Genomic DNA, 26,744 nt, shown 5'->3' on the forward strand with positions numbered 1-26,744 from the left:
CCCTCAGCGGTAGCCGAGGCGGGTGAGCTCGTCCCTGGCGACCTTCTCCACCAGCTCGGCGTCCCCGGCCGACAGCCGCCCCCGCCAGCTCCCCGGCCGGGGGACCCGTGCGCCGTACAGCGCGATCGTGGAGACCTTGGTCTCCAGGAAGGACGACACCGCGTCGATGGCCTCTCCCGGCGCGGTCACCATGTCCTCGTACCGCAGGGTGAGCAGGTGCTCGGGGGGCAGTTCGCGGCGCAGTGCCGCGCTCAGCCGTACGGCGCCGCGCCAGCGCAGGGCGCACTTGCCCGCGGGCGGCATCCGCGCCCAGCGCTCGCGGTGCTCGGCCGAGCGCACGCCGAGGAACGGGTTGGGAAACTCGGCGTCCTCGCTCAGCATGTGGGGCTTGACCCAGGTCATGCAGGCGGGGTCGGCCAGCATGTCGGCGACCACGTCGCGGCCGTCCCGGATGATCTGGATGAACCGGGCGTCGGGGAACGCCCGCAGCAGCACGGGCGCGCTGTAGAGCAGATCGGGGCTGGCGTCGCCGAACCGGGACAGCGCGCCGGGCTCCGCGCAGGGGCCGGCGCCGACGATGCCGCCCGCCTCCCGGCAGGCGGTCGTGCACTCGGCGCACGCCGCGGGGACCACCTGCCAGGCCTCCGCGAGCACGTCGCGCAGCACCTGCGGGGCGCCGCCGCTACGGGCGATCGACGGTCTCCTGGCGAAGGCGTAGACGACCCGCGCCACCGGACCCCTGCCCATGGTCATGTGGAAGCCGGGCGAGCGCTTGAGCGCACGGCCCAGCAGGTCCGCGCCGGAGTGCGGGGCGGCGACCACGAACACCGGACGGCGGACCTTGACACCGTTGACCACGAGGATGTGCGTCGGAGGTCGCATAGATACCGCTAAGTCTGACACCCTTTGAAGGGTGAGCGAGCGCTTCCGCGACGGGGCGGGCGGTGACGCCTCGATAACGGTACCGGTCCTGCCCCGGCGGCTGCGGCCCGGCGACACGGTCGCTCTGGTCGCGCCGGCCGGCCCGGTCGATCCCGTACGGCTGGAGCGCGGCACCGAGGTCCTGGAAGGGCTTGGGCTGCGGGTCGTGCACGGGGCGTCGATCCTCGCCCGGGACGGCTACCTCGCCGGGCCGGACGTCGCACGGGCGGCCGACCTGCGGGACGCGTGGTGCGATCCAGGGGTGGCGGCGGTCGTGTGCGCCAGGGGCGGCTACGGCGTGACCCGGCTGCTCGGGCTGCTCGACTGGGACGCGATGGCGGCGGCCGGGCCGAAGATCCTGCTCGGGTCGAGCGACATCACCGCGCTGCACCGGGCCTTCGCCGAGCGACTCGGCCTGGCGACGCTGTTCGGGCCGATGCCGGCGACCGAGACGATCGGCGGCCCTGAGGGGCCGGAGCCTGCCACTTTCGCGCACCTGCGCGAGGCGCTGTTCGAGGGCGGCGCGCCCGCGCCCGTCACCGGCGACCGGGTGATCGTGCCAGGCCGGGGCGAGGGCAGGCTTACCGGGGGCAACCTGGCGCTGCTCGCCGCCCTGTGCGGCACGCCGTACGCGCTGCGGGCGCGGGGCCGTGTCGTGCTGCTGGAGGACGTGACCGAGGAGCCGTACCGGATCGACCGTATGGTGACGCAACTGCTGCAGGCGGGCTGTCTCGACGGCGCGGCGGGCATCGCGCTGGGGTCATGGGTGGACTGCGGAGACCCGCTGCCCATGCTGGCGGAACGCCTTGCTCCGCTGGGCGTGCCGATCGTCGCGGGCCTGCCCGTCGGGCACGGCGCACCACAGATGGCGATGTGGTTGGAGACGAATGTGGCTATCGATACCGAATTGTGCTCTATCTCGGGCACTTTCCGCGACTCAGACGCGGCAACCTGAGACGCGCCCGGACGCACCCGGGCGGTGGCGAAGGGATGGTGCGTTGGGACTCTTGCGGCGACTGCTCAGCCGGACGCGGCCAGAACATCCCGCCCCTAGATCCGTAGAGGACGTCGACCTCGACTCCCTGCTCGCCCTGGTCGCCGAGACAATGGGCTACGCCTGCGGGTTCGCGGCCGACGGCACGTCGCTGACGCTGACCTCGCCCGACCGCGAGCGGGTCGTGAACCTCGTCGGCCTGCGCAGGGAGGCCGGCCGCCGCAGCCGCGAGGACTGGCCGATGCTGGTCTCCGAGCACCTGGCCCACGCCGTCTCCGGCGAGCCCTTTGACGCGTGCAACCTCACGCCGATCAAGCCGCTGCTGCGCACCCGGGTCCACGCCGCCGACGACCCCGCCTTCCCCGACCCCTCCCGGATCATCGGCCGCCACCTCAGCGCCGACCTCATCGAGGTGCTGACCGTCGGCGCCCGGCCGGTGCGCCCGGAGGAGGCGTTCTGCTGGCCGATCCCGCCGGCCGAGGCGCTCGACGTGGCCATCGGCAACGCCCTGACCGACGAGCGGCCCGTCGTGTCGCGCCTCGACCTCGGCGGCACCGAGGTGTCGCTGCTGACCGCGCCCAGCGCCGCGGCCCACCTGCGCCGCCTGCCCGCGTACACGGAGGTGCCCGAGGACGGCATGCTCGCCGTGCTGCCGCACCGCGGCATGATCGCGGTGCATCCGGTGGCCGGCATCGGCGTCGTCCGCGCGATCGAGCGCCTGCGCATCTTCGCCCACCGGGAGCACGGCGGCCGGGCCGACGGACTCAGCCCGCACGTGTACTGGTGGCGCAGGGGCAAGCTGACCCGCATCCAGGCCGACCTCGTCAGCCACGACGGGCAGACCCGCCTGGTCGTCGCCCCGCCGCCGGAGTTCGCCCGGCTGCTGGCCCGCATCGCCGGCCAGCCGTAGGGACTGCCGGACACGCTCAGGGGCTGAGCGCCAGGGCGGTGCGGATCAGGTGGATGTGGGTGAAGGCCTGGGGGAAGTTGCCGAGTTGGCGGCGCGCCACGGGGTCGTACTCCTCGGCCAGGAGGCCGACGTCGTTCGACAGGGCGACGAGGCGTTCGAACAGCTCCACGGCCTCGTCGTGCCGCCCGGTCAGGGCGCGGGCCTCGGCTAGCCAGAAGCTGCAGGCGAGGAAGGCGCCTTCGCCGCCCGGCAGGCCGTCGACGGGGTTGTCCTCCGCGAGCGGGTAGCGCAGGACGAAGCCGTCGGTCATGAGCTCGCGTTCGATTGCCTCGATGGTTCCGATGACGCGGGGGTCGTCGGGCGGCAGGAAGCCGACGATCGGGATCTGCAGGAGCGCGGCGTCCAGTTCGCGTGAGCCGTAGGACTGGGTGAAGGTGTTGCGTCCCGGGTCGAAGCCCTTGTCGCAGACCTCGGCGTGGATGCGGTCGCGCAGCGCGCGCCAGCGCTCCACGTCGCCGCGCCTGCCCAGCTCCTCGATGACGCGGACCATGCGGTCGGCCGCGACCCACGCCATGACCTTGGAGTGGACGAAATGGCGGCGGGGGCCGCGCACCTCCCACAGCCCCTCGTCGGGCTGGTCCCAGTTGTGCTCGAAGAACTCCATGATCTTGGTGACGAGGGCCCAGGCGTGGTCGTCGGGTCCCATGCCCTGCTTGCGCGCCTGGTAGAGGGCGTCGACGAACTCCCCGTAGATGTCGAGCTGCAGTTGCGTCGCCGCGCCGTTGCCGATCCGCACGGGCCCCGAGTTCTCGTAGCCGGGCAGCCAGTCGAGCGTCATCTCCGGCAGCCGGCGCTCGCCGGCCACGCCGTACAGGACCTGTACGTCCTCGGGGCGGCCGGCGATGGCGCGCAGCAGCCAGGAACGCCAGGCGTCCGCCTCCTCGACGTATCCAGAACCGGTCAGCGCGTCGAGCGTCATCGCCGCGTCGCGCAGCCAGCAGTAGCGGTAGTCCCAGTTGCGCACCCCGCCCAGGTGCTCGGGCAGGGAGGTGGTCGGCGCGGCGACGATGCCGCCGGTCGGGCTGTAGGTGAGGGCCTTGAGCGTGATGAGCGAGCGGACCACGGCGTCGCGCCACGGGCCCTGGTGACCGCAGTGGGAGACCCACTCCTCCCACATGAGCCTGGTCTCCGTGAGCTGCTCCAGCGGGTCGATCCGCTCCGGCTCCGGCTGGTGGGAGGGGTGCCAGGTGAACACGAAAGGCACCCGCTCACCGGCGGAGACGGTGAACGTCGCCTCGTGCCGGTAGTCGCTCCCCCGCAGATGGACGGGGGAGTGGATCCAGACCGAGTCGGGGCCGCCCACGGCGTGCAGGTGCCCGTCGGTGCGCCGCACCCAGGGGACGATGCGGCCGTAGTCGAACCGGATGCGGATCTCGGTCGTCATCTCCACGGTCCCCGACAGGCCCTCCACGATCCGTACGAGATCGGGGTTCGCGTGCCGGGGCGGCATGAAGTCGATCACCTTGACCGCGCCCGTGGGCGTCTCCCAGACGGTCTCCAGGATGAGCGTGTCCTCGACGTACGAGCGGCGCGTGGCCTGCTCCTGCCCCACGGGGGCCAGCCGCCAGAAGCCGTTGGTCTCGTCGCCGAGCAGGCGGGTGAAACAGGAGGGGGAGTCGAAGCGGGGCAGGCAGAGCCAGTCGATCGAGCCGTTCCGGCCGACGAGGGCGGCCGACTGCATGTCGCCCACGAGTGCGTAGTCCTCGATCCGCATCCCGCCACGCTACCCGGCTCGGGCCTTCCCCCACATCCGCGGTTCGATCGCGCGCGATCGAATGGCTTTACCGCCGTGGCAAGGCGAACGTAATCTTTTCCTTCGCCGCTTCTCGCCGATAGTCGACCGGACCCTGCGACGCCTCGGCCTCGACACCTCGGGCCTGGCGGCCGTACGCGAGATGCGCGACACGTTGGAGGGCCGTCGAGCCCAGTTGGACCAGGGCTTCTTCCACGCGTTCGGAGAACATGTGACGAGTTCTGCCGCGGTTCGGGCGATGGCTCTCATCGGTGCGGTGCTATCGCTGACAGGGTGCCAGCACAGCGAGAAAAAGGCGGTCGACCAGGATCCCCTTCCGACGGTGGCAGAGCCTCCGTACGTGTGCGGCTACATCCCGACGAGAGCGGTGGAACTCATGACCGGCGTACGCGACCCGTTGGTGCGGGGGTCCTTCGACCTCTCGGTGGCCGACGGTCTCGGGGCGGGCGGTTGCGCCGTTTACCAGCCCGAGGGTGAGCGTCTCCAGTTGCTGCAGATCCAACTGACACCCGGAGGATTCCGAGAAGCTGTGGAGGAGCAAGTCGCCGCCGGAGCGTCGCCCTTGCCGGAGATCGTGCCGGGGGCCGTCGGGTACTACTTCGCCTCTGCCCATGGCGAGGACAACGACGCCCACGCACTTCTCGTACGGGGGAAGGCGGAGATCAACATAGCGCTGGAGATAGGCGTCGAGGGGCGGGACAACGCGGCTGATGTGCTGGCGCTGATGAAGCTGATCGCGCCAAGGCTGATCACGGACGCGAGCGCTCCGTCGGCGAGTCCGTCCGCTTCGGGGAAAGGCTGACCGGCTGACGGGGGCGTTGGCACCCGATCCGCTGTAGGCCGCGCGGTCAGGCGCTGCTCCGGCTTCTCGCCGAGGGCCGTCGCGACGACCCCGGCGGGCAGGCCATCCTTCGTTATGACGGCTTCGTGCCCGGCGGTGTGGCGGTGTCCCCGGCCGGGGCCCACAGCCGCATGAAGACCTGGGTCGCCGGGCCGATCGTCACGGCGAACAGGACCGTGCCGACGCCGACCGTGCCGCCGAGCACCCAGCCCACGGCGAGGACGCTGATCTCGACGATCGTGCGGGCGAGCCGGATCGACAGGCCGAGCCGGTTGAGGCCCGTCATGAGGCCGTCGCGCGGCCCAGGGCCGAAGCCCGCGTGGATGTAGAGCCCCGAGGCGGCGGCGATGGCGATGATGCCGCCGATCAGGAAGGCCCACTGCACGGGCCACGCCGAGGGCGCGGGGACCAGGGCCATCGCGCCGTCGGCGCTGGTGCCGACCACCAGGACGTTGCTGATCGTGCCGAGGCCCGGCCGCTGCCGCAGCGGGATCCACAGCAGCAGCACCGCCGCGCCAACGAGGTTGATGCACAGGCCGATCGACCATCCGGTGCGCACCGACATGCCCTGGTGGAAGACCTCCCAGGGGTCGAGGCCGAGCCCGGACCTGACGAGCAGCGCGATGCCGGCGCCGTAGAGCACGAGGCCGGTGTAGAGGCGGAGGAGCCGCAGGGGGAGCGAACGGGGACGAGGAATGGACAGTTCGGTCATAGTCCGCCCATGGTGCAGCCGCGCGGAGTTGCCAGAAAAGAGCCAATCGGCGAAATTGGCCTTCATGGATCGGTATCTCAGCGCGCCCCAGCTCGCCAGGCTCGTCCGGGTGCCGCCGGACGGCCGGCCCTACTACCGGGAGCTCGCGGAGGCGGTGCGCGGCCTGATCCTCGACGGGCGGCTCGCCGTGGGGGTGCGCCTGCCGGCCGAGCGGCACCTGGCCGACGCGCTCGGGGTGAGCCGCACCACGGTGACCGCGGCGTACGACCGGCTGCGCGGGCGGGGCTACCTGGAGAGCAGGCAGGGGTCGGGAAGCCGTACGGCCCTGCCGGACCCCGGCGCCCTGGGCACCGACAACCCGTGGCTCGCCTCCGACGAGGACGGGCTGCTGCCGCTGCACGCCGCCGCGCCGCCCGCGACCGTCCTGCTCGGCGAGGCCGTCGAGGATGCGGGCCGGGCCTACCACAGGTACGCGCTGGGATCGGGCTACCACCCGGCCGGGCTCACGCCGCTGCGTGAGGCGGTCGCCCGCAGGTACGGCGAGCGGGGCCTGCCCACCCGGCCGGAACAGATCCTCGTCACGGCCGGCGCCCAGCACGCCGTCCACCTGCTGATGTCGGCGTTCGCCGAGCCGGGCGGCCCGGTGCTGGTCGAGTCGCCGTCCTACCCGCACGCGATCGACGCGGTGCGGCTGCGGGGCGCCCGCCTGGTGCCGGTGGGCGTCCAGGAGGACGGCTGGCATCTCGACCTGGTGAGCGGTGCGATGCGCCAGTCGGCGGCCCGCCTGGCCTACGTCATCCCCGACTTCCAGAACCCGACAGGACACCTGATGTCCGACGACGACCGCCGGGCGCTGGTGGACGCGGCCCGCAGGCACGGGGTCACGCTGATCGCCGACGAGAGCTGGGCCGAGATCGCCCTGGACGACACGGCCCGGGCGGCGCCGCTGGCGGCGTTCGACACCGACGGCCGGGTGATCAGCGTCGGGTCCGCCTCGAAACTGTGGTGGGGCGGCCTGCGGGTCGGCTGGATCAGGGCGAGCGCCGCGACGGTGCGCCGCCTGGCCGGGCTGCGCGCCGCCGTGGACATCGCGGGCGGGGTGTTCGAGCAGCTCGTGGTGGCGCGCCTGTTCGAGCGGATCGAGGAGGCGCGCGCCGAGCGCCGCCACGCGCTCGGGGCGTCGTGCGCGGCGCTCGCCGCCGTCCTGCGCGAGGAACTGCCCGCCTGGGCGTTCAGGGTGCCGCGCGGCGGTGGCTCGCTGTGGGTCCGGCTGGACGGGCCGGTGGCGGACGCCGTAGCCGGGGCCGCCGCCGCCCGCGGCGTACGGCTGGCTCCTGGGCCGTGGTTCGGCGTGGACGGCACGCTGGCGCGGTATCTGCGGCTGCCGTTCACGCAGCCGCCGGCCGTGCTTGAGGAGGCGGTGCGCCGCATCGCCCGCGATCCCGCCGGCTATCGGCCGTGCGAGCCGCTCACGCCGTTCCTGTGACCGGTCCTCAGCTGGGAGCGGGCACGGGCGGCACGTGACTGTGCTCGGCCATCAGCGTGCGGAGCCTGCGGACGAACACCAGCATGACGAGCCCCGCCGCGATCGCGGCGAGCGCGAGGATGAGGTAGTACGCGGGCATCGGCACGACCTTGGTCAGCCGGTACGCCTGACCGCCGACGGAGTCGCCGAGCGCCATGGAGAGGAACCACAGGCCCATGAGCTGGTTCTCGAACGCCCGGGGGGCGAGCTTGTTGGTGACCGACAGCCCGGCCGGGCTGAGGAACAGCTCGCCGACGGTCTGGATGAGGTAGACCGACAGCAGCCACATGACCGAGACCTTCACCCCGCTGGAGGCGACGCCGGCCGCGACGGACATGACGACGAAGCTCAGCCCGACGACCACCAGGCCGACCGCGAACTTGAACGGCGTGCTGATCCTGGTGCCCGCCCTGAGGAACATCTGGGCGAAGAGAGGGGCGAACAGGATGATCGCCAGCGAGTTGACGTTGCCCACCCAGCCCGGCGGGATCGCGAAGCCGAACACGTCCAGGTCGGTGTTGTTCTTGGCGAACAGCAGCAGCGCGCTGCCGGCCTGGTCGTAGACGAGCCAGAAGATCGCGGAGGCCAGGAACAGCCACACGTAGGCGGACAGCCCGGTCCGCTCGTCGGCGGTGACCTCGCGGGAGCTGAACAGGAAGACGAAGTAGGCGACCGGTACGACCGCCGTCACCACCGTGAGCACGAGGGCGAAACGGTCCACGGTCAGCGTGCCGCTGAGCGCCCACAGGGTCAGCGCGGTCGCGCCGACGGCGAGCGAGAGGCCCGCGACGAGCTTGAATCGCCGCTCCTCGGCAGGGGTGAGCCGGTGCTCGGGCTCCTCGCCGGCGCCGCACAGGGTCGAGCGGCCTCGCACGTACTGCGCCAGGCCGATGGCCATGCCGACCGCCGCCGCGCCGAAGGCGAGGTGCCAGCGGCCGCCCGTCTGGAGCCAGGGCACGACCATGATGCCGAGGAAGGCGCCCAGGTTGATGCCCATGTAGAAGATCGTGTAGCCGGAATCGCGCCGGGCGTCGTCCTCGTGCCGGTACAGCTCGCCCACCAGCGCGGACATGTTCGGCTTGAGCAGTCCGCTGCCCAGCGCGATCAGCACGAGGCCGAGCCAGACGAACCCCCCGGCCATGGGCATCGCCATGCTGATGTGGCCGCCCATGATCACCAGCGCGCCGCACAGCACGGTCCTGCGCGCGCCGAGCACCCGGTCGGCCAGCCATCCGCCCGCGAGGGCGAGCAGGTAGACCGAGGCGATGTAGACACCGTAGACGCCGACGGCGGTCGTCTCAGGCAGGCCCATGCCGCCGCGGGCGACGGGCGCCGTGAGAAACAGCACGAGGATGGCGCGCATGCCGTAGTAGCTGAAGCGCTCCCACATCTCGGTGCCGAACAGCGTGGCCAGCCCCTGTGGATGGCCGAAGAACGTCCGCTGGTCGGCCGTCGGACCTGATCTTCCTGATGCCATGCGTTCTCCCCCCCGGTCACGCATCGTCAATGTACCTTACCTGCCTTTACGTCCTATTTGTCCGATTGTGATGACGGCGTGGGGGCGAGGCCGAGGGCCCCGCCCGGCCCCCGGCCGGGCGGGGAGGGGCGGGTTCACACCAGGATCGCGCCGCCGTCCACGGTGAGGACCGTGCCGGTGACCCACCCCTGGGTCATGCAGTAGAGGTAGGCGGGTGCGACGTCGCCCGCCTCGCCGACCCGTCCGGCGGGGACGGCCGCGCCGACTCCGTCGAACATCGCCTGCCGGCCGGCCTCGTCCATCGAGGCCCACAGGGGCGACCGGACGACCCCGGGTGAGACGGCGTTGACGCGGACCGGGGCGAGTTCGACGGCGAGCGCGCGGATCAGCGACTCGATCGCGCCGCAGACGCTCGCCGCGACGGCCCAGCCAGGGCCCGGCCGGTCCTTGGCCACACCGGTGGTGAGGGTGATCGAGCCGCCGGCGCGGATCAGGGGGGCGGCGGCCTGCACGGCGGCCAGGGCGCCGAAGTAGCGCAGGGTGAAGAACTCCCTGGCCGCGGCGAGGTCGAGCGTGGCGACCGGCATGAGGTCCAGCGCCTCGCCGGCGGTGAACACCAGGTGGTCGAGTCCGCCGATCTCCTGGAGCACCGCCCGCACACGGCCGGGGTCCGCGAGGTCGGCGACCTTCCCCACGGTCCCGCCGGGCAGCGCGGCCAGCGCCCGGTCGACGCTGGCGCGCCTGCTGGACACCACCGCGACCTCCGCGCCCTCGGCGGCGGCGGCCTCGGCGGTGGCGAGGCCGATGCCGGAGGTGCCGCCGAGGACGACGACGCGTTGTCCGGTGAGGTTCATGAGAGGGGCCTTTCGGTAGTGCCGTTCTGTCCCCTTCACGATGCTGCCGTCCGGGTCCCGCCGTCCAAGACCCTTCCTGGCCGCTGTAATACCCTGAGGGCATCAGGGGGCGGAGGAGATGCCGGTGGACGTCGACCTGCGCAAGCTGCGCTACTTCGTCGCGGTCGCCGAGCGGCTGCATTTCGGCCGGGCCGCGCAGGCGCTGCACATCGCGCAGCCCGTGTTGTCGCGGCAGATCCGCGCGCTGGAGAACGAGCTAGGGGCGCAGCTGTTCTTCCGGGACAGGCGGGCGAGCGAGCTGACCCCGGCGGGCCGGCAGCTGCTCGAGGACGCCCGCCCCCTGCTGGCCTCCGCCGACGCGCTGCGCCGCCGCGTCGGCCGGGCCGCCCGCGGCCCGCGCGTGTTCGCCGTGGGGTTCGTGCCCGGCCTGATCGTGACCCCCGCGGTCCGCGCGCTGTCCGCCCGCCACCCCGGCCTGACCGTCGAGGTGCTGAGCATGAGCTGGTACGACCAGGCCGAGATGATCCGCGACGGCTGCGTGGACGTGGGCTACGTCCGCCTGCCGATCGAGCGGCGCGGACTGCGCACGCGCCACCTGCTGTCCGAGCCCCGGGTCGTCACGCTGCCCGCCGGCCACCGCCTCGCGGGCAAGGCCGAGGTCGGCGTGGCCGATCTCGCCGACGAGCGCCTCCTGCAGGACCCGGCCGCCGTCCCCGAGTGGCGGGACGTCGCCACCGAGACCGCCACGGCCTCCCAGAACACGGCCTCCCGAAACACGGTGCCGCGGATCCGCACGGTCGAGGAGAAGCTCGAACACGTCGCCGCCGGTCAGGGGATCGTCATCATCCCGATGTCCACCGCGGCCTTCTACACCCGCCCCGACGTCGTCCACGTCTCCGTGCGCGACCTGCCGCCCAGTCAGGTCCACCTCGCCTGGGACGCCACCCGCCGCAGCCCGCTGATCCAGGAGTTCGTCGGGATCGCCGTCGAATCGCAGGGCTGAACCCCGCCCGCGCCGGGCTTTCCGATGGGTCTTGTCGGCGGCTGATCTTTGTGATGCGATGCATGCCACGCGTGCGACATGCCCCATTGGGAGGCGCGATGACCGGCGTACTTGAGGACAGGGCGGCGATCGAGCGGGAGATCGCGGGCAGAACGGTATGCGATCAACTGGACTGGGCCGCGCGGGAGCATCCAGACGCCCCCGCCTACTCCGATCCGGCGGGAGACGAGTGGACGACGCTGACCTACGCCCAGGCGCAGGGGCGCGTGCTGGAGATCGCCGCGGGCTACGCCGCGCTGGGGCTGCGTCCCGGCGACGCCGTCGCGCTGATGCTGGTCAACCGCAGCGAGCACGTGCTGGCCGACCTCGGCGCGGTCCACGCGGGCGCCGTCCCCTGCTCCGTCTACGCCACCTTCGCCCCCGAGCAGGTCGCGTACGTCGCCCGTGACGTCGGGGCGCGGATCGCGGTGCTCGGCGGCCCCGCCGACCTGGCCCGCTGGGAGCCGGTGCTCGGCGACCTGCCCGAGCTGACGAGGATCGTCATGCTGGAGGGCGCGCCGGAGGACGACGAGCGCTTCCTGAGCTGGGAGGCGTTCCTCAAGATCGGAGCCGACGCGCTGGCCGCCGACCCGGCCGCGGTGGACGCGCGCTGGCGCGCGGTGACCCCGGAGGACACGCTGACCGTCCTCTACACCTCGGGGACGACGGGCAACCCCAAGGGCGTCCCGCTGACCCACGCGAACGTGCTCTTCGAACTCGCCACGACGCAGCGGATGATCGACCTGCCCCCGCAGAGCACGCAGATCTCCTACCTCACCTACGCGCACATCGCCGAGCGCGTGCTCAGCCTGTACCTGCCGCTGGTAAAGGTCAACCACGTCTATTTCTGCACCGACATCGCCAACCTCGCCGCGACGCTCGGCCAGGTGCGCCCGGTGCTCTTCTTCGGCGTCCCCCGCGTCTGGGAGAAGATGACGGCCCGGCTGCAGGCGATGCTGGCCGGCCAGCCGCAGGAGCAGCAGGAGAGCGTGCGCGCCGCGATGGCCGCCGGGCTCGCCTACATCGAGGGGCTGCAGTACGGCCACAAGGTCACGCCCGAAGTGCGGGAGGCGTACGAGCAGGCCGACGCAGCGCTGCTGTCGATCATCCGCGGCCTGATCGGGCTCGACCGGGCCCGCTGGTGCGCCACCGCCGCAGCGCCGATGCCGATCGAGGTGCAGCGGTTCCTCGCGGGTCTCGGCCTGAAGGTCATCGACGTGTACGGCATGACCGAGACGACCGGCGCGTTCACGGCCAACTCGCCGGACGTCTTCAAGCTCGGCACGGTGGGCAGGGCCGAGCCGGGCGTCGAGGTGCGGATCGCCGAGGACGGCGAGATCCTCACCCGCAGCCCGCTCAACACGCGGGGCTACCTCGGCCTGCCCGAGGCGACCGCCGAGCTTCTCGACGCCGAGGGCTGGCTGCACACCGGCGACGTCGGGTCGATCGACGAGGACGGCTTCGTCCGGATCGTCGACCGCAAGAAGGAGCTGTTCATCACCTCCGGCGGGGAGAACGTGTCCCCGGCCGTCATCGAAGGCCACCTGAAGGAGCACCCGCTCGTCGGGCAGGCCCTCGCGTACGGGGACCGCAGGCCGTACCCGGTGGCGATCCTCACGCTGGACGGCGAGGTCGCGCCCGAGTGGGCGCGGGCGCGCGGCATCTCCTTCGAGTCCCTGGCCGACCTGGCCGGGCATCCCGAGGTGCTCGCCGAGATCGAGACGGCCGTGGAGACCGCCAACCGCAGGCTCGCCAGGGTGCAGCAGGTCAAGAGGTGGCGGCTGCTGCCCAGCGAGTGGACGGCCGAGACCGAGGAGCTCACCCCCAGCCTGAAGCTCAAGCGCAGGGTCGTGCACGCCCGGTACGCGGACGTGATCGAGGAGCTGTACGCGGAGGGCTGACCCGGGACGGGCCTGGATCTCACGTGCCGGATTTTTACCCGGCCGGGAGCGTGTCGGGGGCGGGGCGGACTCCGGGCGTGCGTACGGTCACGGGGCATGATGAGATCGTTGCTCGCGACGCTGGCCCTCGCGGCCCCGACGACGGCCCCCGCGACGGCCCCCGCGACGGCCCCCGCGACGGCCCCGGCGACGGCGGCGGCCGCGCCGGTCCCCGCCTCCGGTGAGCTGGTCATCCGCTCGGTGGAGGTGCGCCCGTCCGATCCCGTGGTGGGCCCCACCGGGTCGGTGCGGGTGGTCGTCGACGTGGTGGCGCGCGGCGCCGATCGGGTCTCCGTCGTCCTGGAGCCTGGCCGTGCCCCCGCGGCAGACGACGAGCCGGACAGGGAGCCCGAGCCGGACATGCCCGTCACGCCGCCGTCCGGAGACGCGGTGCCGGTGGCGCCCGGCTCCCCGGATCCGGCCGTTCCCGACGCGCCCGTCGCCCCTGCCGTGCCCGTGTCCGCCGTCGGGCCGCTGCCGGGCCTGGGCGGCCTGGCCTCCGCGATGCCCGGCGTGGTGGGCGTGCCGCGCGTGCACGGCCGGCCCGCCCGGCACGGGTCCCCCGTGTCGTCGGGGGAGTGGGAGACCTGGCGGTTCCTCCCGGACAAGCCGTTGTCGCGGTGGTATCGGAGCGGCCCCTGGACGGTCACCGCGACGGCGGTGAACGCGCGCGGCGAGCGGGCCGTCGCCCGTACGGGCTTCAACCTGCGCAGGGCGACCGAGATCGAGGGACTCAAGGCGGTCCGCGACCGGGGCGCCGTACGGGTCACGGGGACGCTGATGCGGGTCGATCCGGTCGGGAAGGTCGACTACCGGCCCTTCCCTGGCCAGCGGGTCGCCATCGCGTTCCGCCCCGCGGGGTCGTCCCGATGGAGGACCGTGGGGCAGGCGGTCACCCGGAGGGACGGCTGGTTCAGCGCCCAGGTTCGCGCGGATGGACCCGGCGCATGGCGTGCCGAATATGCAGGTACGTCACGGTATGCGGCTGGCGCAAGTTCGCAACGAGAGGCATGAAATCCGACATTTACGTCATGGATCCATATGCGAACGTTACTGTTTTGTAATCTCTTTACCCGAAAGTGGCAGCAACTTTTCTCTTCTCCGCGACGTCTATGACGTAGGTGCGTCCCACACCGGGGCGCGATCCTTGAACGGGGAGAGGATTTACCTCATGGTGAAACGAGTCGCTACCGGCCTGGTAGCGGTCGCCATGGGCGCCACGGCGCTCGCGACTGCGCCCGCGTACGCGAGCCCTGTCGCGCCCACGACGTCGTCCACGAAGGACTCGGCCCCTGCCGACGAGGCCCGCAAGCCGTACACGCCGGACCCGCGCATCCTGTCGGTCAGCGTCGACCCGAGCGTGGCCGTGGTGAGCAAGGGCCGGTCGGTCCAGGTCACCGCGAGCGTCACGACCAAGGACGTCAAGAGCGTCGACATCGACCTGTGGGGCCCGAGGGGCGGCGACTACGGCGGTCACGGTGGTCACCACGCGTTCGGCAAGCGGAAGAGCGGCCCGCACGACGGTCCGAAGTTCGACCGCGCGTCGCGGTCGTGGCGCTTCGACTGGAGCGACCGCACCGGCACCTACAAGGTGCGCGTCGTGGCGACCGGCCTCGACGGCAAGAAGTACACCGCCGACCGCTCCTTCACGCTGAAGCGCAAGGAGTGGCACGCGCCGCGCCCGGCGGGCCCGAAGGCGACCCGCATCGCCGGCTTCGACGCCACGCCCGAGCCGGTCCGCAAGGGCCGCTCGCTGACCCTCAAGGGCACGCTGCAGGTCGCGCAGTGCTGGGGTGACTGGTACTACGGCAGCTGGAACGACTTCTCCGGCCGTCGTGGCGGCGACCGCTTCTGCTCCGACAGCCGCAACTACTGGAACGACTGGCGCTGGCTCGGCGCGCAGAACGTGAAGGTCTACTTCCAGCCCTCCGGCTCCCACCGCTGGCAGTACGTCAGCACCGTCGAGACCGACGGCGACGGAGACTTCGCCACCAAGGTCCGGGCCCTGCGGTCCGGCACCTGGGCCGTGCGGTTCGACGGCGACCGCCGTCTCAAGGGTTCCCAGGCGACCGACTACGTGAAGGTCTGGCGCCACTGATCAGGCACGACCAGGGAAACCCTCCCGCGACGCCCGGCTCCCGTACGGAGGCCGGGCGTCCGCCTTTTCTCCGACTCGATTCCTGATTAAAGGTAAATGTTGGGGTAGAGACATCCTGCTGTGCGCACGAAACCTGCATGGTGAATGGAGCGCTGCGGTCACGAAACGCGAGCATCCGCTCGCGCCGCGTGTAGGGGGTCTGGGTTGATCCGACTGATGCTCGCCGAGGACATGCACCTCATACGCAAGGCCCTGGTCGCTCTGCTGTCGAGCGAGGACGACCTCGAGGTGGTCGCGGAGGCGGACAAGGGCGAGGACATCGTGCGGCTCGGCTGCCTGCGGCATCCCGACGTCGCGGTGCTCGACATCGGGATGCCCGGTGTCGACGGGCTCACCGCGGCGGCGGAGCTGCACCGCCGATTACCCTCCTGCAAGACCGTCGTCCTCACGGGCCTCGGCACGCCCACCGCGCTGCGCAAGGCGCTGGACGCCAACGTCCGCGGCTTCGTCGTGAAGGACGCCTCACCGGGTCACCTCGTGGACTGCATCCGCCGCGTGGCGAAGGGAGAGCGGGTCGTCGACCCCGAGCTCGCGGTGGCCGCGCTCGACGCCGAGGCCAACCCGCTGACCGCACGCGAGCTCGACGTCCTGGAGACCGCCGCGGGCGGCGCGACCGTCGGCGAGATCGCCGAGCGCCTGTCGCTGTCGCGCGGCACGGTCCGCAACTACCTGTCCCGCATCCTCACCAAGGTCGGCGCCCGCTCACGCGTCGAGGCGATCCAGATCGCCTCCGAGTGCGGCTGGCTCTGGCCCGCGGCCGGGCGCGACATCGGCATCCTGCGCTACCGCTCCCGCCGGTAGCGGCCCCGGGCCCGCCCAGTGGCCGACCAGGTCCGCGTACAGCGGCGAGGCGGCCACCATCTCCTCGTGCGTGCCGAGCAGCACGCGGGTGCCGTCCATGACGAGCACGCGCCGGGCCCGCAGGGCAGAGGAGATCCGGTGCGCCACGACGATCACCGTGCCCCCGCGCGCGGCGAACGCCTCCTCCGCCCGCGCCTCCGCCGCCGGGTCGAGGTGGCAGGTCGACTCGTCGAGCACGACCAGCCGGGCGGGGGACAGGTAGGTCCTGGCCAGCGCGACCAGCTGCCGCTCGCCCGCCGACAGCTCGGCCGGGTCGAGCGGGCCGCCCGCCGTCCGCCGCGCCAGCTCCGTCAGCCCGAACGTCGCCACCGCCTCGTCCACCCGCTCGGCCGGCGTCCGCGGTGCGAGATAGGTCAGGTTCTCCGCCAGGGTGCCGGAGAAGACGTACGCCTCCTGGGGGATCAGCGCCCTGGCGGCCGGATGGACCCGCGCGGCGGGGACGCCGCCGACGAGCACCTCGCCCTGGTCCGGGCTCAGCAGTCCGGCGACCAGGGCGGCGAGCGTGGACTTGCCGATCCCGCTCGGGCCGACGACGGCCAGGTGGTCGCCCTCCGGCACGTCCAGGTCCAGGCCGTCGATCACCGGCTCGGCGGCCTTCCCGCCGGGAGCGCCGTAGGCGAAGCGCACCCCGCGCAGTTCCAGGCGGACCCCGGGGGGCCGCTGGTCGCCGTGCGGCACGGGCGGGCCGGGAGCGTGCAGGATGCGCTCCAGCGTGACGGCCAGGCGGACGCCGCTGACGCCGAGGCCCTGCACGAGGCCCCCGAGCGCGGGGGAGAGCGACTGCATCACATAGGTCAGCGAGCCGAGGATCACTCCGCCGGTGACGCCCTGGCGCACCAGCCAGGGCCCGGCCGCGAGCAGGAGCACGACCGGCAGCCACGCGCCCGCCGCCAGCGACAGCGTCCGCGACGCCGTCACCCTGGCCAGCGCCCGCGCGGCCCTCGCCTGCCGGGAGACCTCCCGCCCGACGCTCGCGAGGACGCGCTCCTCGCCGCCGCACGCGGTCACGTCGCGCAGCCCGCCCGCCATCGCCGCCACCGCCCCGGCCGTACGCTCGTCGGCGATGATGAACTCGCGCTGACGCCGCGCGAGGGCGGGCAGCGAGACGAGGAACAGGCCGAGACCCAGAGCCGTCGGCGCCAGCACGAGCGGGACGACCAGCGGGGTCAGCGTCGTGAGCCCCACGACCACGCCGGCCAGCGTGAACACGAAGGTCCTGACCACCGTGATGATCGCGCCGAAGGCGTCCCTCGCCAGTTCCACCTGGTGGTTCATCCGGGCGACGGCGGCGCTGTCGCCGCCCCGCCCCGCACGCAGCGCCCCGGCCACCACGCGCTCCAGCAGATCGTCGCGGAAGGGCTCGACGATCCCGGCGACGAGCAGCAGCACCTGCCGGGCGGCGACCGCGGCGACCCCCCACGCGGCGGCGAGCACGCCCAGCCACATCAGGCCGGAGCCGGGCCTGCCCGCGGCGAAGCCGTCGTCCACGGCCCGTGCGATCGCGTACCCGCCGGACAGCGCGGGCAGCGCCTCCGCCAGCGACCACAGGGCCAGCCACAGCAGCCGGGACGGCTCGCGCAGCAGCGCCCGGGTGACCACGCGCCGCACCTCTGCCCGCCGCGCGCCGGCCTCCCCCGGCCCCCCGGCGGGGCCGCGCCGCCTCACGCGTCCTCCCCGGCACGGAAGACCGCCCGGTAGGAGGGGTCCTCCCACAGGCGGTCGTGCGTGCCGGTCGCGCGGACCCGCCCATCCTCCAGCCACACGACCTGGTCGGCCCGCGCCGCCGTCGTCACCCTGTGGGCCACCACCAGCCGGGTCCGGCCGGACAGGCTCCCGGTGAGCGCGCGCGCCACCTGCCGCTCGGTCGCCGTGTCCAGGCTCGACATGGCGTCGTCCAGGATCAGCAGCCGGCCGGCCTGGGCGAACGCGCGGGCCAGGCCGACGCGCTGGATCTCGCCCCCCGACATGGGCGCCTCGCCGACCGGAGTGGCGTAGCCGCGCGGCAGCCGCCGGATGAAGCCGTCGGCCCGGGCGGCGCGGGCGGCCGATCGCACGACGCCGGAGTCTCCGCTCGGCCCGGTGTCTCCGCTCGGCCCGGTGTGTCCAGTTGGCCCGGTGTCTCCAGTGGGCGTGGTGTCTCCGCCTCGCTCGCCTGGGGCGTCCCCTGGGCCCAGCCCGAAGGCGACGGCCTCGCCCAGCGTCTCGCCGAACAGCGCGGGCCGCTCGAACGCGTACCCCACCGCACGGCGCAGCGGCTCGCGGCCGATCTCGCGCAGGGGCACCCCGTCGAGCAGGACGGCGCCGCGTTCCGGATCGACGAGGCGGCCCGCGACGGCGGCCAGCGACGACTTGCCAGAGCCGGAACGCCCCACGACCGCCGTGCACGTGCCGCCTGGCACGACCAGGTCGACGCCGCTCAGCAGCCGCGCGCCGCCGGCCCGCACGGTGACGTCGCGCAGTTCCAGGGTGCCGGGGCCCGGCGGCAGCGCGCGGCCACCGTACAGGGGGGCAGGAACGGCGAACAGCTGCTCAAGCCGTACGGCGGCGGACCGGGCGCGGGCGATGCGCGCCGCGTATCCGAGCGCCGACCCGAGGCCCGCGCCGAGCACGACGTACCGCGCGGCGGCCAGCAACTCCCCGACGGTCAGGCCGCCCGTCGACAGGCGCAGCCCGCCGACCGCGAGCACCGCGATCTCCAGGAGCGGGATCACGACGGCGGCCTGCACGCCGGCCCGCGCCTGCAGCCGCCACAGCGCGAGGCCGCTGGCCCGCAGGCGGGGGAGCGGGGCGAGCACGCGCGCGGCCTCCCGCTCCTCGGTCCCGGCGGCGGTGATGGTGCGGGCCCCGGCGAGCGCGCCGACGAGCATGCCCGCGATCTCCCCCTGGGCCTGCTGGTATCCGCCGGAGGCCGCCGTGGTCTTCCGCATGAACGCGCGCAGCACCGCCACGATCACGAGCAGGCCGGCCACCAGGGTGCCCGCGAGCCACGGGTCGATCAGCGCGAGGGCGACGACGCTGCCGGCCGCCGGAACGATCAGCGTGGCGGCAGTGACCACCGCCTCGGGGGTCCGCCCGGCCTCCTCCACGTTCACCCCCGCCCGGGTGACGAGCTCGCCCGGTGTGAGATGCCGGGTCATGCCCGCGCCGACGGACAGGGTGTGCGCCACGACCCGGGAGCGCAGCCACTGCGCGGCCCGCGCGCCGCTCACCCCGGCCGCGAGCACCCCCAGGGCGTCGCACGCGACCACCAGCGCGACCAGCAGCGCGGCGGTCGCGACCGGGCCGGTGAGCCAGGCGCCGGCCGCCGATCCGTCGCCGGGCCTGATCCCCACCACGGCGTCGACCGCGCGGCCGAGCGCCGCCGGGAGCAGCAGGTCGGCCGCGGCGCCCAGCAGCGCCGTCGCCGTCAGCACCGCGAGCCAGGGGCCGCCGCGCCGTACGGCCCGCGCGATCAGCAGGTCCGCCGGACGAGAACTCACGTGGTCCTCCATGAGTGCGAGGGCGGGAGGGGGCCGGAAACGCGGAAGCCTGGGCGGCCGCGACGACCGCCCAGGACTCCGTTACGCGAGCTGTCAGCCGCAGATGAGGCTGAGGCTGCTGTTCTCGTGCGGGGTGCAGCCCAGCAGGCTCAGGTTGCTGCCGCCGCCGCCACCGCCGCTGTGGCCGCCGGGGACTTCGAGCGTCTGCAGGTCGAGAAGCGCCATGAGAATCTCCTTGTATGAGTGCCGTCAGCCGGATCGCGGCCGAAGATCGTGATCACCGAAGGGTCGTCAGCCGCAGACGAGGCTGAGGCTGCTGTTCTCGTGCGGGGTGCACCCGAGCAGGCTCAGGTTGCTGCCGCCGCCGCCACCGCCGGAGCCCGTGGGGGCCTCCAGGGTCTGCAGGTCGAGGAGAGTCATCGTGCGTTCACCTCCTTCCGGTGCTGGTCGGGACGGATGACCCGGCGGCGGTGCGCAGGGGCCCCTGCGCCCTGAGACCGTCCGGGGGCTCGAGGAACGGGAGGCCGACCGGCGCGTCGTGCAGCGCGGCGCCGAGCGCGAGCAGCACTCCGGCACTCCCTGTGGCGAGGTCCATGGACAGGCGGAGCAACTGGGCTCCGGGGAAGGCCAGCCCGCCCTGGTAAGGAAGCTCGTGCCAGGCCAGCCGGGCGATCTGCGCCGCGGCGGCCCCGGGATCGGGGCGGGAGCCCGACGACAGGCAGGCGATCATGCCGGCCCGCCCCGCGAACAGCCCCGGCTGGACGTAGTAGTCCAGGGTGGTCACCGGCCTGATCGCGGCCAGCGACTCGGCGAAGGTCTCGTCGTGCCGGTGCGCGAGGAAGCGGTCGAGCACCAGGCCGATCCCGGCCGACCCCTCGTCGAGGTAGGGGTTGGTCCGCCACCCCTGCTGCACCTGGAGCTGGCCGTCCTCGCGGCCGACGCACCGGCGCAGGTCCTGCCGCAGGGCGGTGGCCGCGAGGTCGAGCAGCCCGGGGTCGCCGGTCCGCTCGTAGGCGTGCAGGAACATCAGGGCGGGTCCTGAGGAGCCGTACATCAGCCCCGCGTGGGGATGCCTGCCGCCGCTGATCTCGGGCACGTCGTCCGGGCCGCCGAGCCGGTCGGCCACCTCGGCCATGACGCGGGCGGCCCGCTCGCGGAACTCCGGCTCGCCGGTCGCGTCGTGCAGGTGCGTCAGGGCGAGGGCCACGCCGGACAGGCCGCGGTAGAGGCTCAGGTCGAGCCCTTCTCCGTGCCCCCGCGCGCACCGTTCCGCCACGGCGAGCGCGTCGTCGCGGCGGCCGAGCGCCTCCAGCGCGTACGCCACGCCGTGCAGGCCGTTGTAGAACCCGATGCCGATCCCGGGCCTGGCGGCCTGCCTGACGAGCCACTCCTCGTGCTCGGGGAAGCGCCCTGCCCCGGTCGCCGCCAGCGCCCACAGCACACCGGCCGCGCCGTTGGCGAGGCTCACGCCGCCGCCCGGCTCGAACTGGAGGATGTCGCCGGGGAACAGCCGGTCCTCGCGGTCCGGCGTCGCCGAGGCGAGGATCGCCCTCGCCAGCGCGTCCCGTACGGCGGGCCAGTCCTGCCTCGCGCGGTCCTGCCGGGGGAGCGCGCTCGCCTGCGGCGCGGGCGGGTCCTGCCCGAGAATGGTGCGCACGGCTCCCTCGATCAGCGCGGGGGGCACCGGGAACGTCTCGGTGACCAGCCGCCCGAGCTGCGCGGCCTTGGGCCGGTGAAGCTGCAGCAGCATGGTGGTCATCGGGGCGAACACCCCGAGGTGCAGGCAGGCCAGCGCGTACTCGTCGGCCTCGACGCCGGCCAGCCCGGCCGGCGGCACGAAGCCGGGGTTGGCGAGCGTGGGGCGCCTGCGCTCCTCGACCGGCGAGGAGACCTCGAAGTCGATCAGCACCACGCGCTCGCCCTCGACGAGGATGTTGAAGGGGTGCAGGTCGCCGAACACGACGCCGCGTTCGTGCAGCGCGGAGACCGCCGCCCGCACCTTGGCGAGCATCCCGACGGCCCACTCGGTGTATTCCGCGTCCGCCCGCGGCGTGCGGTCGGCCCGGGTGAGGGGGTGCTTCTGGGCGATGAGCTGGCTGAGCGAGGCGCCGTCGACGTACTCCTGCACCAGGAAGTGGTGCTCGCCCACGGTGAAGTAGTCGCGCAGGGCCGGCACCACGTCGAGGCCGGTCAGGCGTTCCAGGATCGCGGCCTCGTGCCGCAGGCGGGTGACGGCGTCGCGTCCCTCGACGTCGAGCCCGGCGTGCGGGCGGGCCTCCTTCAGCACCACCTGCTCGCCGGTGCGCCTGTCGCGCCCGAGGTACACCCCGCCGCCGTTGGAGAAGTGCAGGACGCTCTCCACGTCGTACGGCACGCCTTCGAGCGTCACCGCGTCGCGGGCGGCCAGGTGCGGTTCGAGGAAGGCCGGCAGGGTGACCCAGGAGGGCAGGGAGAACGCGGGCCCGCGCACGTCGGGGACGAGGCGGCCGTCGGCGTCCTCGATCGCGAGCACCCGCTCGCCGTTGTCGTCGAGGCAGTGGCGCTCGGCGAACCCGCCGTAGCGGACGAACAGGGGCCCTTCGCCGTAGCGCAGGTCGCTCAGGATGTACGGGCCCTCGACGCCGTCGAGGATCTCGGCGAGCTCCTTGAGCGTCAGCTCCAGCTGGGCCTCGTCGACCGGATAGACGGTGACCAGCTTGCCGCTCGACCCGCGGAAGGCGTATTTGGAGTTCTGCATCGTCATCACGCGCCGGCCGCGCAGGAACTTGAAGGCCAGCCCGCGGGGCACGCAGTAGTCCCACGCCGCCGCGATCACCTGTTCCGCCTCGGGCACGGACGAGGAGATGTGGATCTTCCAGCCCTGCGTGGGCAGAGCCGCGCCGGCCGGCGCGTAGTGCAGCCAGGTCTCGCTCTCGGCGTGCCACCAGCCCTCGGGCGTGGGCCGGGCGGCGATGGAGAAGTCGGGGTGCTCGGCGCGCTTGCCGTCGAGCGTGTCGTAGAACAAGGGATCTGCGAGGCAGTAAATCTCGTACTTACTAATCACCAGATGTCCCCTCAGTCCGGTCACATCAAAGAATTCCGGAAATGGGGAGAACGGCCAAGTTACGCCCGTCAACGAGGTCATGTGAATTCTGCACATGGCGAACGGTGACGCGGTCATGGGCGGGCGGGCGCGTCGTTCACAGTGGCAATGGGGGCGCTGTGCGGGACTATTCGGTCAAATGGCTGGTCAAGTGCGTGGTCTCCGAGGCGCGCCAGGGAGAGGCCGCGAGGCGGTGATCGGGCGCGTGCGCCGGGTGTCATGTGCGCCGGGTGTCATGTGCGCCGGGATGGACGTGCGTGCCGGGATGGACGTGCGTGCCGGGCGGACGCCGGGAAACCGGGCAGTGGCGTCCGGCGGCGCGCACGGGGAGAGCCGCCGACGAGGCGTTCAGTAACCGGGGAAGGGCCGGCCGGGAGGCCGTGCGTCGTGCCGCGGGAGCCGGCCAGGCGGGCGGACGGGCCCGGCAGCGGTCAGCGGCGCTCTCCGCTCCTGCGGGGGATCTCGACGATGAGGCGGAACCAGCCGTCCGGGTCGAGGATCGTTCCCATCATGCCGCCGAGCGCCGCCGCCCGGTTGCGCAGGTTGTCGAGGCCGTTCCCCTCGCCGGGCGGCACGGAGGAGTCGACGCCGTCGTTGGCGACGGTGAGCGTCACCGCGGGACCGCGCACGGCGATCTCGATCGTGCACAGGGACGCCTCGCTGTGGCGCAGGACGTTGGTCACCGCCTCCCGCACCATGATCGCGAGCGTGGCGCTCACCTCGCGGCCCAGTTCCGCCTCGGCGACCACGACCTTGCAGTCGGCTCCGTACGCGCGGAGTGCGGCCCGGGCGTTGGCCAGTTCCGAGGTGAGCGAGACGTCCTGGAAGGAGCGGGTCACGTCGCGGATGTCGGCGTACGCCTGACGGATCGCCTGCACCACGTCGGCGAGCGCCGGTCGCAGGGGGCTGTCGTCGTCGGTGAGCCGGTAGGCGAGTTCGCTGCGCAGGGTGGCCAGCCACAGGCGGTTGCTCACGAGGTCGTGCACGTCGCGGCCGAACTGCTCGCGTGCCTCCGCCGCCGCCTGGCGCACGGCGACGGCCTGCAGCGCGCGCAACCGGCGCAGCCGCATCGCGAGGATCACCAGCGCGACGATGAGGAGCGTGCCGAGCAGGAGGAGCAGGGCGATGAGGGTGAACTGCGGCAAGTGACGACCCTCCAGTCGGGCTTGCCGTAACATCGGCCCCGCCATTGAGTGCACAGGTTAGATCTTTGCATACCGGTCAGGAAATATGGCGACATCAACTATGTCGAATTACATTCTATTGGCGAGGTGTGACTCGTCGAGGGCGTCCTAAAAACGGGCGTTCATCAACTGTGAATCCGGCTGTAACAATTCCGGGACGCACTTCCTGTTCCGGGAAGAAGGCGCGACGGCGGTCAGGCGAGCGCCCGCACCGCGGCCGCGAAGACGGCGGGCAGGCGCCGCGCGGCCGGCACCACCATCCGGGCCGCGCAGGGATGCCTGCGGGCCTCCACGAGCGCGCCCGTCAGCAGCCGGGAGCGCCGCGACAGGCGCCGCCAGGCGGCCTCGTAGTCCTCCGGGCGGCCCGCCCGCAGACAGCCGACCAGCGCGCGGGCCGACAGCAGCGCGAGTGAGAGCCCTTCGCCGGTGAGCGCGTCCACGTAGCCCGCCGCGTCGCCGACGAGCAGCACCCGCCCGGCCACCCGCCGCCGCACCCGCTGGCGCAGCGGCCCCGCTCCGCGCACCGGGGTGACGGGCGGCCCGTCGAGCCGGGCGACCAGATCGGGGAACTCGGCCAGGTGCTCGTCGTAGGTCCGCCGCTCGCTGCTCAGCACCGCCACGCCGACGAGGTCGGCGCTCACCGGCGTGACGTACGCCTCGCCGCCGCGCGCCCAGTGCACCTCCACGAAGTCCGTCCACGGGGCGACCCGGTAATGGCGGCGCAGCCCGTACCTGCGCGGCCCGCGGGAGGGCAGGCCGAGCCCGAGCCGGGCCCTGGTCGGCGAGTGCAGCCCGTCGGCGGCGACCAGCCACCGCGCGCCGAGCGGCGCCTGGCCCGTCACACACGCGTGCACGGCCTCGTCGGTGACGCGCACCCCGTCCACCCGGCCGGTCACGACGCGGACGCCGAGTTCCCGCGCGCGCAGGGCGAGCGCGGCGTGCAGCGCCGTCCTGCGCACGCCCAGCCCCGGGCCGTCCCTGAACTCCGCGCCCACCCGATGCCGCCCGTCCACGTAGCTGATGCCGAGGAACGGCCTGCCGTCCGCGACCGCCACCCCGAGGTCCGCGAGCACGGCGGCGCCCGTGGGCATCAGGCCCTCCCCGCACGCCTTGTCGACGGGGCCCCGCCGGGGCTCGACGACGACCGCCTCCATGCCGGCCAGGGCCGCCTGGACGGCGGTGGCCAGCCCGGCGGGCCCGCCGCCGGCGACGAGCACGTCGATCACGCCGAGGTCCCCGCGCCGCGCGGGGCGGGCCCAGGGGCGGCGGTGGCGAGCGCGGCCTCCTCGCACCGCAGGCGAACGGCCATGAGCGGCACGTTGAGCAGGGTGAAGGCGAGCGCGGTCACCCAGGCCGAGTGGACGAGCGGCAGCGCCGCGCCCTCCACCGCCACCGCGACGTAGTTGGGGTGGCGCAGCCACCCGAGCCGGTACGGCCCGCGGGTCACGAGCGGCAGGCCGGGCACGACGATGACCTGTGTGTTCCACTGCGGGCCCAGCGTCGTGACGCACCACCAGCGCAGCGCCTGCGCGGCCACGACCAGCGCGAGCATCGGCCAGCCCAGGCCGGGGACGAACGGCCGGTCCGCCACCCACACTTCGATCAGGCACCCGGCCAGCAGGCCGGTGTGCAGGGCGACCATCCAGGGATAGTGGCCCCTGCCGTACACCACCCCGCCCCGCGCGAGGCTCCAGACGGCGTTACGGCGCGCGACGACGAGTTCGGCGAGCCGCTCAAGCGCGACCAGCGTGACGAGCAGCACGTACCAGAGGGACACGGTCTCTCCTCACCAGCGCAGCAGGACGAGTTCGGAGCAGAAACCCGGGCCCATCGCCATCAGCAGGCCCGGCGTGCCCGGCGGAGGCGGCCGCTGGGCGAGCGTGTCGCGCAGCACGTGCAGCACCGAGGCGGACGACAGGTTGCCGTTGGCGGCCAGCGAGCGCCAGGTGAGATCGAGCGCGCCGTCCGGCAGCGCGAGCGTCTCCGCCACGGCCTCCAGCACCTTGGGGCCGCCGGGATGGCAGACCCAGGCGGCGACGTCGCCGGTGGTCAGGCCGTGGTCGGCGAGGAACCCGTGCACGTCGGCGCCCAGGTAGGCGCGGACGACGTCGGGCACCCCGGCGTCGAGCACCACCCGGAAGCCGCTGTCGCGGACGTCCCAGCCCATCACGCGTTCCGAGCCGGGATAGAGGTGGCCGCGCGTCGCGACGACCGCGGGCCCCGACGCGCCGCCGTCCCCGGGTGGCTCGCGGTCGTCCCCGTACGCGACCACGGCGGCGGCGCCGTCCCCGAAGAGGGCGCCCGCCACGAGGTTGGCCGTGGAGGTGTCGTCGCGCTGCAGGGTGAGGGAGCACAGCTCCACCGAGAGCAGCACCGCCACGTGACCGGGCCAGCCGCGCAGGTAGTCGTGCAGCCGGGCGATCCCCGCCGCGCCCGCGACGCATCCGAGGCCGAACACCGGCACCCGCTTCACGTCGGGGCGCAGGCCGATCCGCCCGGCCAGCCGGGCGTCCAGCGACGGCGCGGCGACGCCGGTGACCGACGTGCACATGATCAGGTCGACGTCCGCGGGCGTGAGGCCGGCCGCGTCCAGCGCCGCCGTGACGGCCTGCGCGCCCAGGTCGAGCGCGGCCTCGATGAACAGGTCGTTGGCCGCGCCGAAGCCGTCGAGCTTGCCGTACTGGTCGAGCGGCAAGACGAGGTTGCGGTGCTCCACGCGGGCGCCGGTGTGCAGTCTGTCGAGGAGCCGGCGGTCGGCGCCGGGAGGAAGGCAGACCCGCGCCAGGGTGTCCGCGATCTCCGCCTGCGAGTGACGATGTGGGGGGACGACACCGTGGACAGCCGCGATTCGCGTCATCTCACATCCTCGGGCTGGCGAAAATCGTGACAAGTGCGTCTTGCCCGCTGCGGGGCGTCGCATGCCTCCGGAGCCCTCGCGATGATCTCGCCTC

General features: G+C 73.3%; 24 protein-coding genes. 9 read left to right on the forward strand and 15 right to left on the reverse strand.

Features of this window, described 5'->3' with window-relative positions; translation table 11 throughout:
* Window positions 1–3 precede the first annotated feature (3 nt).
* Window positions 4–882, reverse strand: coding sequence for a sulfotransferase (locus HHX31_RS05655; RefSeq protein WP_169945786.1), 879 nt, complete (start codon window positions 880–882; stop codon window positions 4–6).
* A 31-nt stretch (window positions 883–913) separates the two neighbouring features.
* Here HHX31_RS05655 and HHX31_RS05660 point away from each other — a divergent pair, with 31 nt between their 5' ends.
* Window positions 914–1,876, forward strand: a complete 963-nt coding sequence (locus HHX31_RS05660; protein ID WP_169945788.1) for an LD-carboxypeptidase — start codon at window positions 914–916, stop codon at window positions 1,874–1,876.
* Window positions 1,877–1,919: 43 nt separating this feature from the next.
* Window positions 1,920–2,825, forward strand: coding sequence for a hypothetical protein (locus tag HHX31_RS05665; RefSeq protein WP_249345650.1), 906 nt, complete (start codon window positions 1,920–1,922; stop codon window positions 2,823–2,825).
* Window positions 2,826–2,841: 16 nt separating this feature from the next.
* Here HHX31_RS05665 and HHX31_RS05670 read toward each other — a convergent pair whose 3' ends face one another.
* Both HHX31_RS05670 and HHX31_RS33545 read right to left on the reverse strand, forming a co-directional pair.
* Window positions 2,842–4,599, reverse strand: a complete 1,758-nt coding sequence (locus HHX31_RS05670; protein ID WP_169945790.1) for a glycoside hydrolase family 15 protein — start codon at window positions 4,597–4,599, stop codon at window positions 2,842–2,844.
* A gap of 67 nt (window positions 4,600–4,666) precedes the next feature.
* Window positions 4,667–4,849: a hypothetical protein gene (locus tag HHX31_RS33545; RefSeq protein ID WP_211589356.1), complete on the reverse strand. Its 183-nt coding sequence runs from the start codon at window positions 4,847–4,849 to the stop codon at window positions 4,667–4,669.
* Window positions 4,850–4,876: 27 nt separating this feature from the next.
* Between HHX31_RS33545 and HHX31_RS05675 the strand changes: the two genes are divergently transcribed.
* Window positions 4,877–5,440 carry a hypothetical protein gene (locus HHX31_RS05675; protein ID WP_169945792.1) on the forward strand — a complete coding sequence of 188 codons (564 nt, stop codon included), beginning with the start codon at window positions 4,877–4,879 and terminating at the stop codon, window positions 5,438–5,440.
* 112 nt (window positions 5,441–5,552) lie between these two features.
* On the opposite strand, the gene HHX31_RS05680 is transcribed toward HHX31_RS05675, so the two are convergent.
* Window positions 5,553–6,191, reverse strand: coding sequence for a YitT family protein (locus tag HHX31_RS05680; RefSeq protein ID WP_169945794.1), 639 nt, complete (start codon window positions 6,189–6,191; stop codon window positions 5,553–5,555).
* A gap of 64 nt (window positions 6,192–6,255) precedes the next feature.
* On the opposite strand from HHX31_RS05680, the gene HHX31_RS05685 reads away from it, so the two are divergent.
* Complete coding sequence (locus HHX31_RS05685) at window positions 6,256–7,677, forward strand: PLP-dependent aminotransferase family protein (protein ID WP_169945796.1); 1,422 nt, start codon at window positions 6,256–6,258, stop codon at window positions 7,675–7,677.
* A 7-nt stretch (window positions 7,678–7,684) separates the two neighbouring features.
* On the opposite strand, the gene HHX31_RS05690 is transcribed toward HHX31_RS05685, so the two are convergent.
* Window positions 7,685–9,193: a peptide MFS transporter gene (locus HHX31_RS05690; RefSeq protein ID WP_169945798.1), complete on the reverse strand. Its 1,509-nt coding sequence runs from the start codon at window positions 9,191–9,193 to the stop codon at window positions 7,685–7,687.
* Window positions 9,194–9,327: 134 nt separating this feature from the next.
* Window positions 9,328–10,047 (reverse strand): SDR family oxidoreductase, encoded by a 720-nt coding sequence (locus HHX31_RS05695; RefSeq protein ID WP_169945800.1) that lies wholly within the window; start codon window positions 10,045–10,047, stop codon window positions 9,328–9,330.
* 124 nt (window positions 10,048–10,171) lie between these two features.
* Here HHX31_RS05695 and HHX31_RS05700 point away from each other — a divergent pair, with 124 nt between their 5' ends.
* From HHX31_RS05700 to HHX31_RS05720, 5 genes are all read left to right on the forward strand, one after another.
* A complete protein-coding gene (locus HHX31_RS05700) occupies window positions 10,172–11,050 on the forward strand; it encodes a LysR substrate-binding domain-containing protein (protein ID WP_169945802.1) in 879 nt (292 codons plus the stop codon).
* Window positions 11,051–11,148: 98 nt separating this feature from the next.
* On the forward strand, window positions 11,149–12,990 hold the full coding sequence (locus HHX31_RS05705) for a long-chain fatty acid--CoA ligase (RefSeq protein ID WP_169945804.1): 1,842 nt from the start codon (window positions 11,149–11,151) through the stop codon (window positions 12,988–12,990).
* A 96-nt stretch (window positions 12,991–13,086) separates the two neighbouring features.
* The gene (locus tag HHX31_RS05710; protein ID WP_169945806.1) at window positions 13,087–14,043 is read left to right on the forward strand and encodes a hypothetical protein; all 957 of its coding nucleotides are present in this window, start codon (window positions 13,087–13,089) and stop codon (window positions 14,041–14,043) included.
* A 157-nt stretch (window positions 14,044–14,200) separates the two neighbouring features.
* Window positions 14,201–15,127 carry a hypothetical protein gene (locus tag HHX31_RS05715; protein WP_169945808.1) on the forward strand — a complete coding sequence of 309 codons (927 nt, stop codon included), beginning with the start codon at window positions 14,201–14,203 and terminating at the stop codon, window positions 15,125–15,127.
* 204 nt (window positions 15,128–15,331) lie between these two features.
* Entirely contained in the window at window positions 15,332–15,988 is a 657-nt protein-coding gene (locus HHX31_RS05720) for a DNA-binding response regulator (RefSeq protein WP_169945810.1), read from the forward strand.
* Here the strand turns inward: HHX31_RS05720 and HHX31_RS05725 are convergent.
* From HHX31_RS05725 to HHX31_RS05765, 9 genes are all read right to left on the reverse strand, one after another.
* A complete protein-coding gene (locus tag HHX31_RS05725; RefSeq protein WP_311931605.1) occupies window positions 15,890–17,713 on the reverse strand; it encodes an ABC transporter ATP-binding protein in 1,824 nt (607 codons plus the stop codon). The two genes, HHX31_RS05720 and HHX31_RS05725, sit on opposite strands and share 99 nt — an antisense overlap.
* On the reverse strand, window positions 17,710–19,527 hold the full coding sequence (locus tag HHX31_RS05730) for an ABC transporter ATP-binding protein (protein ID WP_311931606.1): 1,818 nt from the start codon (window positions 19,525–19,527) through the stop codon (window positions 17,710–17,712). Before HHX31_RS05730 ends, HHX31_RS05725 begins: the two co-directional genes overlap by 4 nt.
* Before the next feature lie 93 nt (window positions 19,528–19,620).
* Window positions 19,621–19,752 carry a SapB/AmfS family lanthipeptide gene (locus tag HHX31_RS05735; protein ID WP_169945814.1) on the reverse strand — a complete coding sequence of 44 codons (132 nt, stop codon included), beginning with the start codon at window positions 19,750–19,752 and terminating at the stop codon, window positions 19,621–19,623.
* Between the two features lie 66 nt (window positions 19,753–19,818).
* A complete protein-coding gene (locus tag HHX31_RS05740; RefSeq protein ID WP_169945816.1) occupies window positions 19,819–19,947 on the reverse strand; it encodes a SapB/AmfS family lanthipeptide in 129 nt (42 codons plus the stop codon).
* A 7-nt stretch (window positions 19,948–19,954) separates the two neighbouring features.
* On the reverse strand, window positions 19,955–22,570 hold the full coding sequence (lanKC, locus tag HHX31_RS05745) for a class III lanthionine synthetase LanKC (RefSeq protein WP_311931607.1): 2,616 nt from the start codon (window positions 22,568–22,570) through the stop codon (window positions 19,955–19,957).
* A gap of 470 nt (window positions 22,571–23,040) precedes the next feature.
* Entirely contained in the window at window positions 23,041–23,754 is a 714-nt protein-coding gene (locus HHX31_RS05750) for a sensor histidine kinase (RefSeq protein ID WP_169945820.1), read from the reverse strand.
* 233 nt (window positions 23,755–23,987) lie between these two features.
* Window positions 23,988–25,019 (reverse strand): NAD(P)/FAD-dependent oxidoreductase, encoded by a 1,032-nt coding sequence (locus HHX31_RS05755; protein WP_169945822.1) that lies wholly within the window; start codon window positions 25,017–25,019, stop codon window positions 23,988–23,990.
* Window positions 25,016–25,570 carry an isoprenylcysteine carboxyl methyltransferase family protein gene (locus tag HHX31_RS05760; protein ID WP_169945824.1) on the reverse strand — a complete coding sequence of 185 codons (555 nt, stop codon included), beginning with the start codon at window positions 25,568–25,570 and terminating at the stop codon, window positions 25,016–25,018. The genes HHX31_RS05755 and HHX31_RS05760 overlap by 4 nt, the downstream gene beginning before the upstream one ends.
* Window positions 25,571–25,579: 9 nt before the next feature.
* The gene (locus HHX31_RS05765) at window positions 25,580–26,650 is read right to left on the reverse strand and encodes a type III polyketide synthase (RefSeq protein WP_169945826.1); all 1,071 of its coding nucleotides are present in this window, start codon (window positions 26,648–26,650) and stop codon (window positions 25,580–25,582) included.
* Window positions 26,651–26,744: the final 94 nt, after the last annotated feature.

This window comes from Microbispora sp. H11081, assembly GCF_012999535.1.
Lineage (GTDB): Bacteria > Actinomycetota > Actinomycetes > Streptosporangiales > Streptosporangiaceae > Microbispora.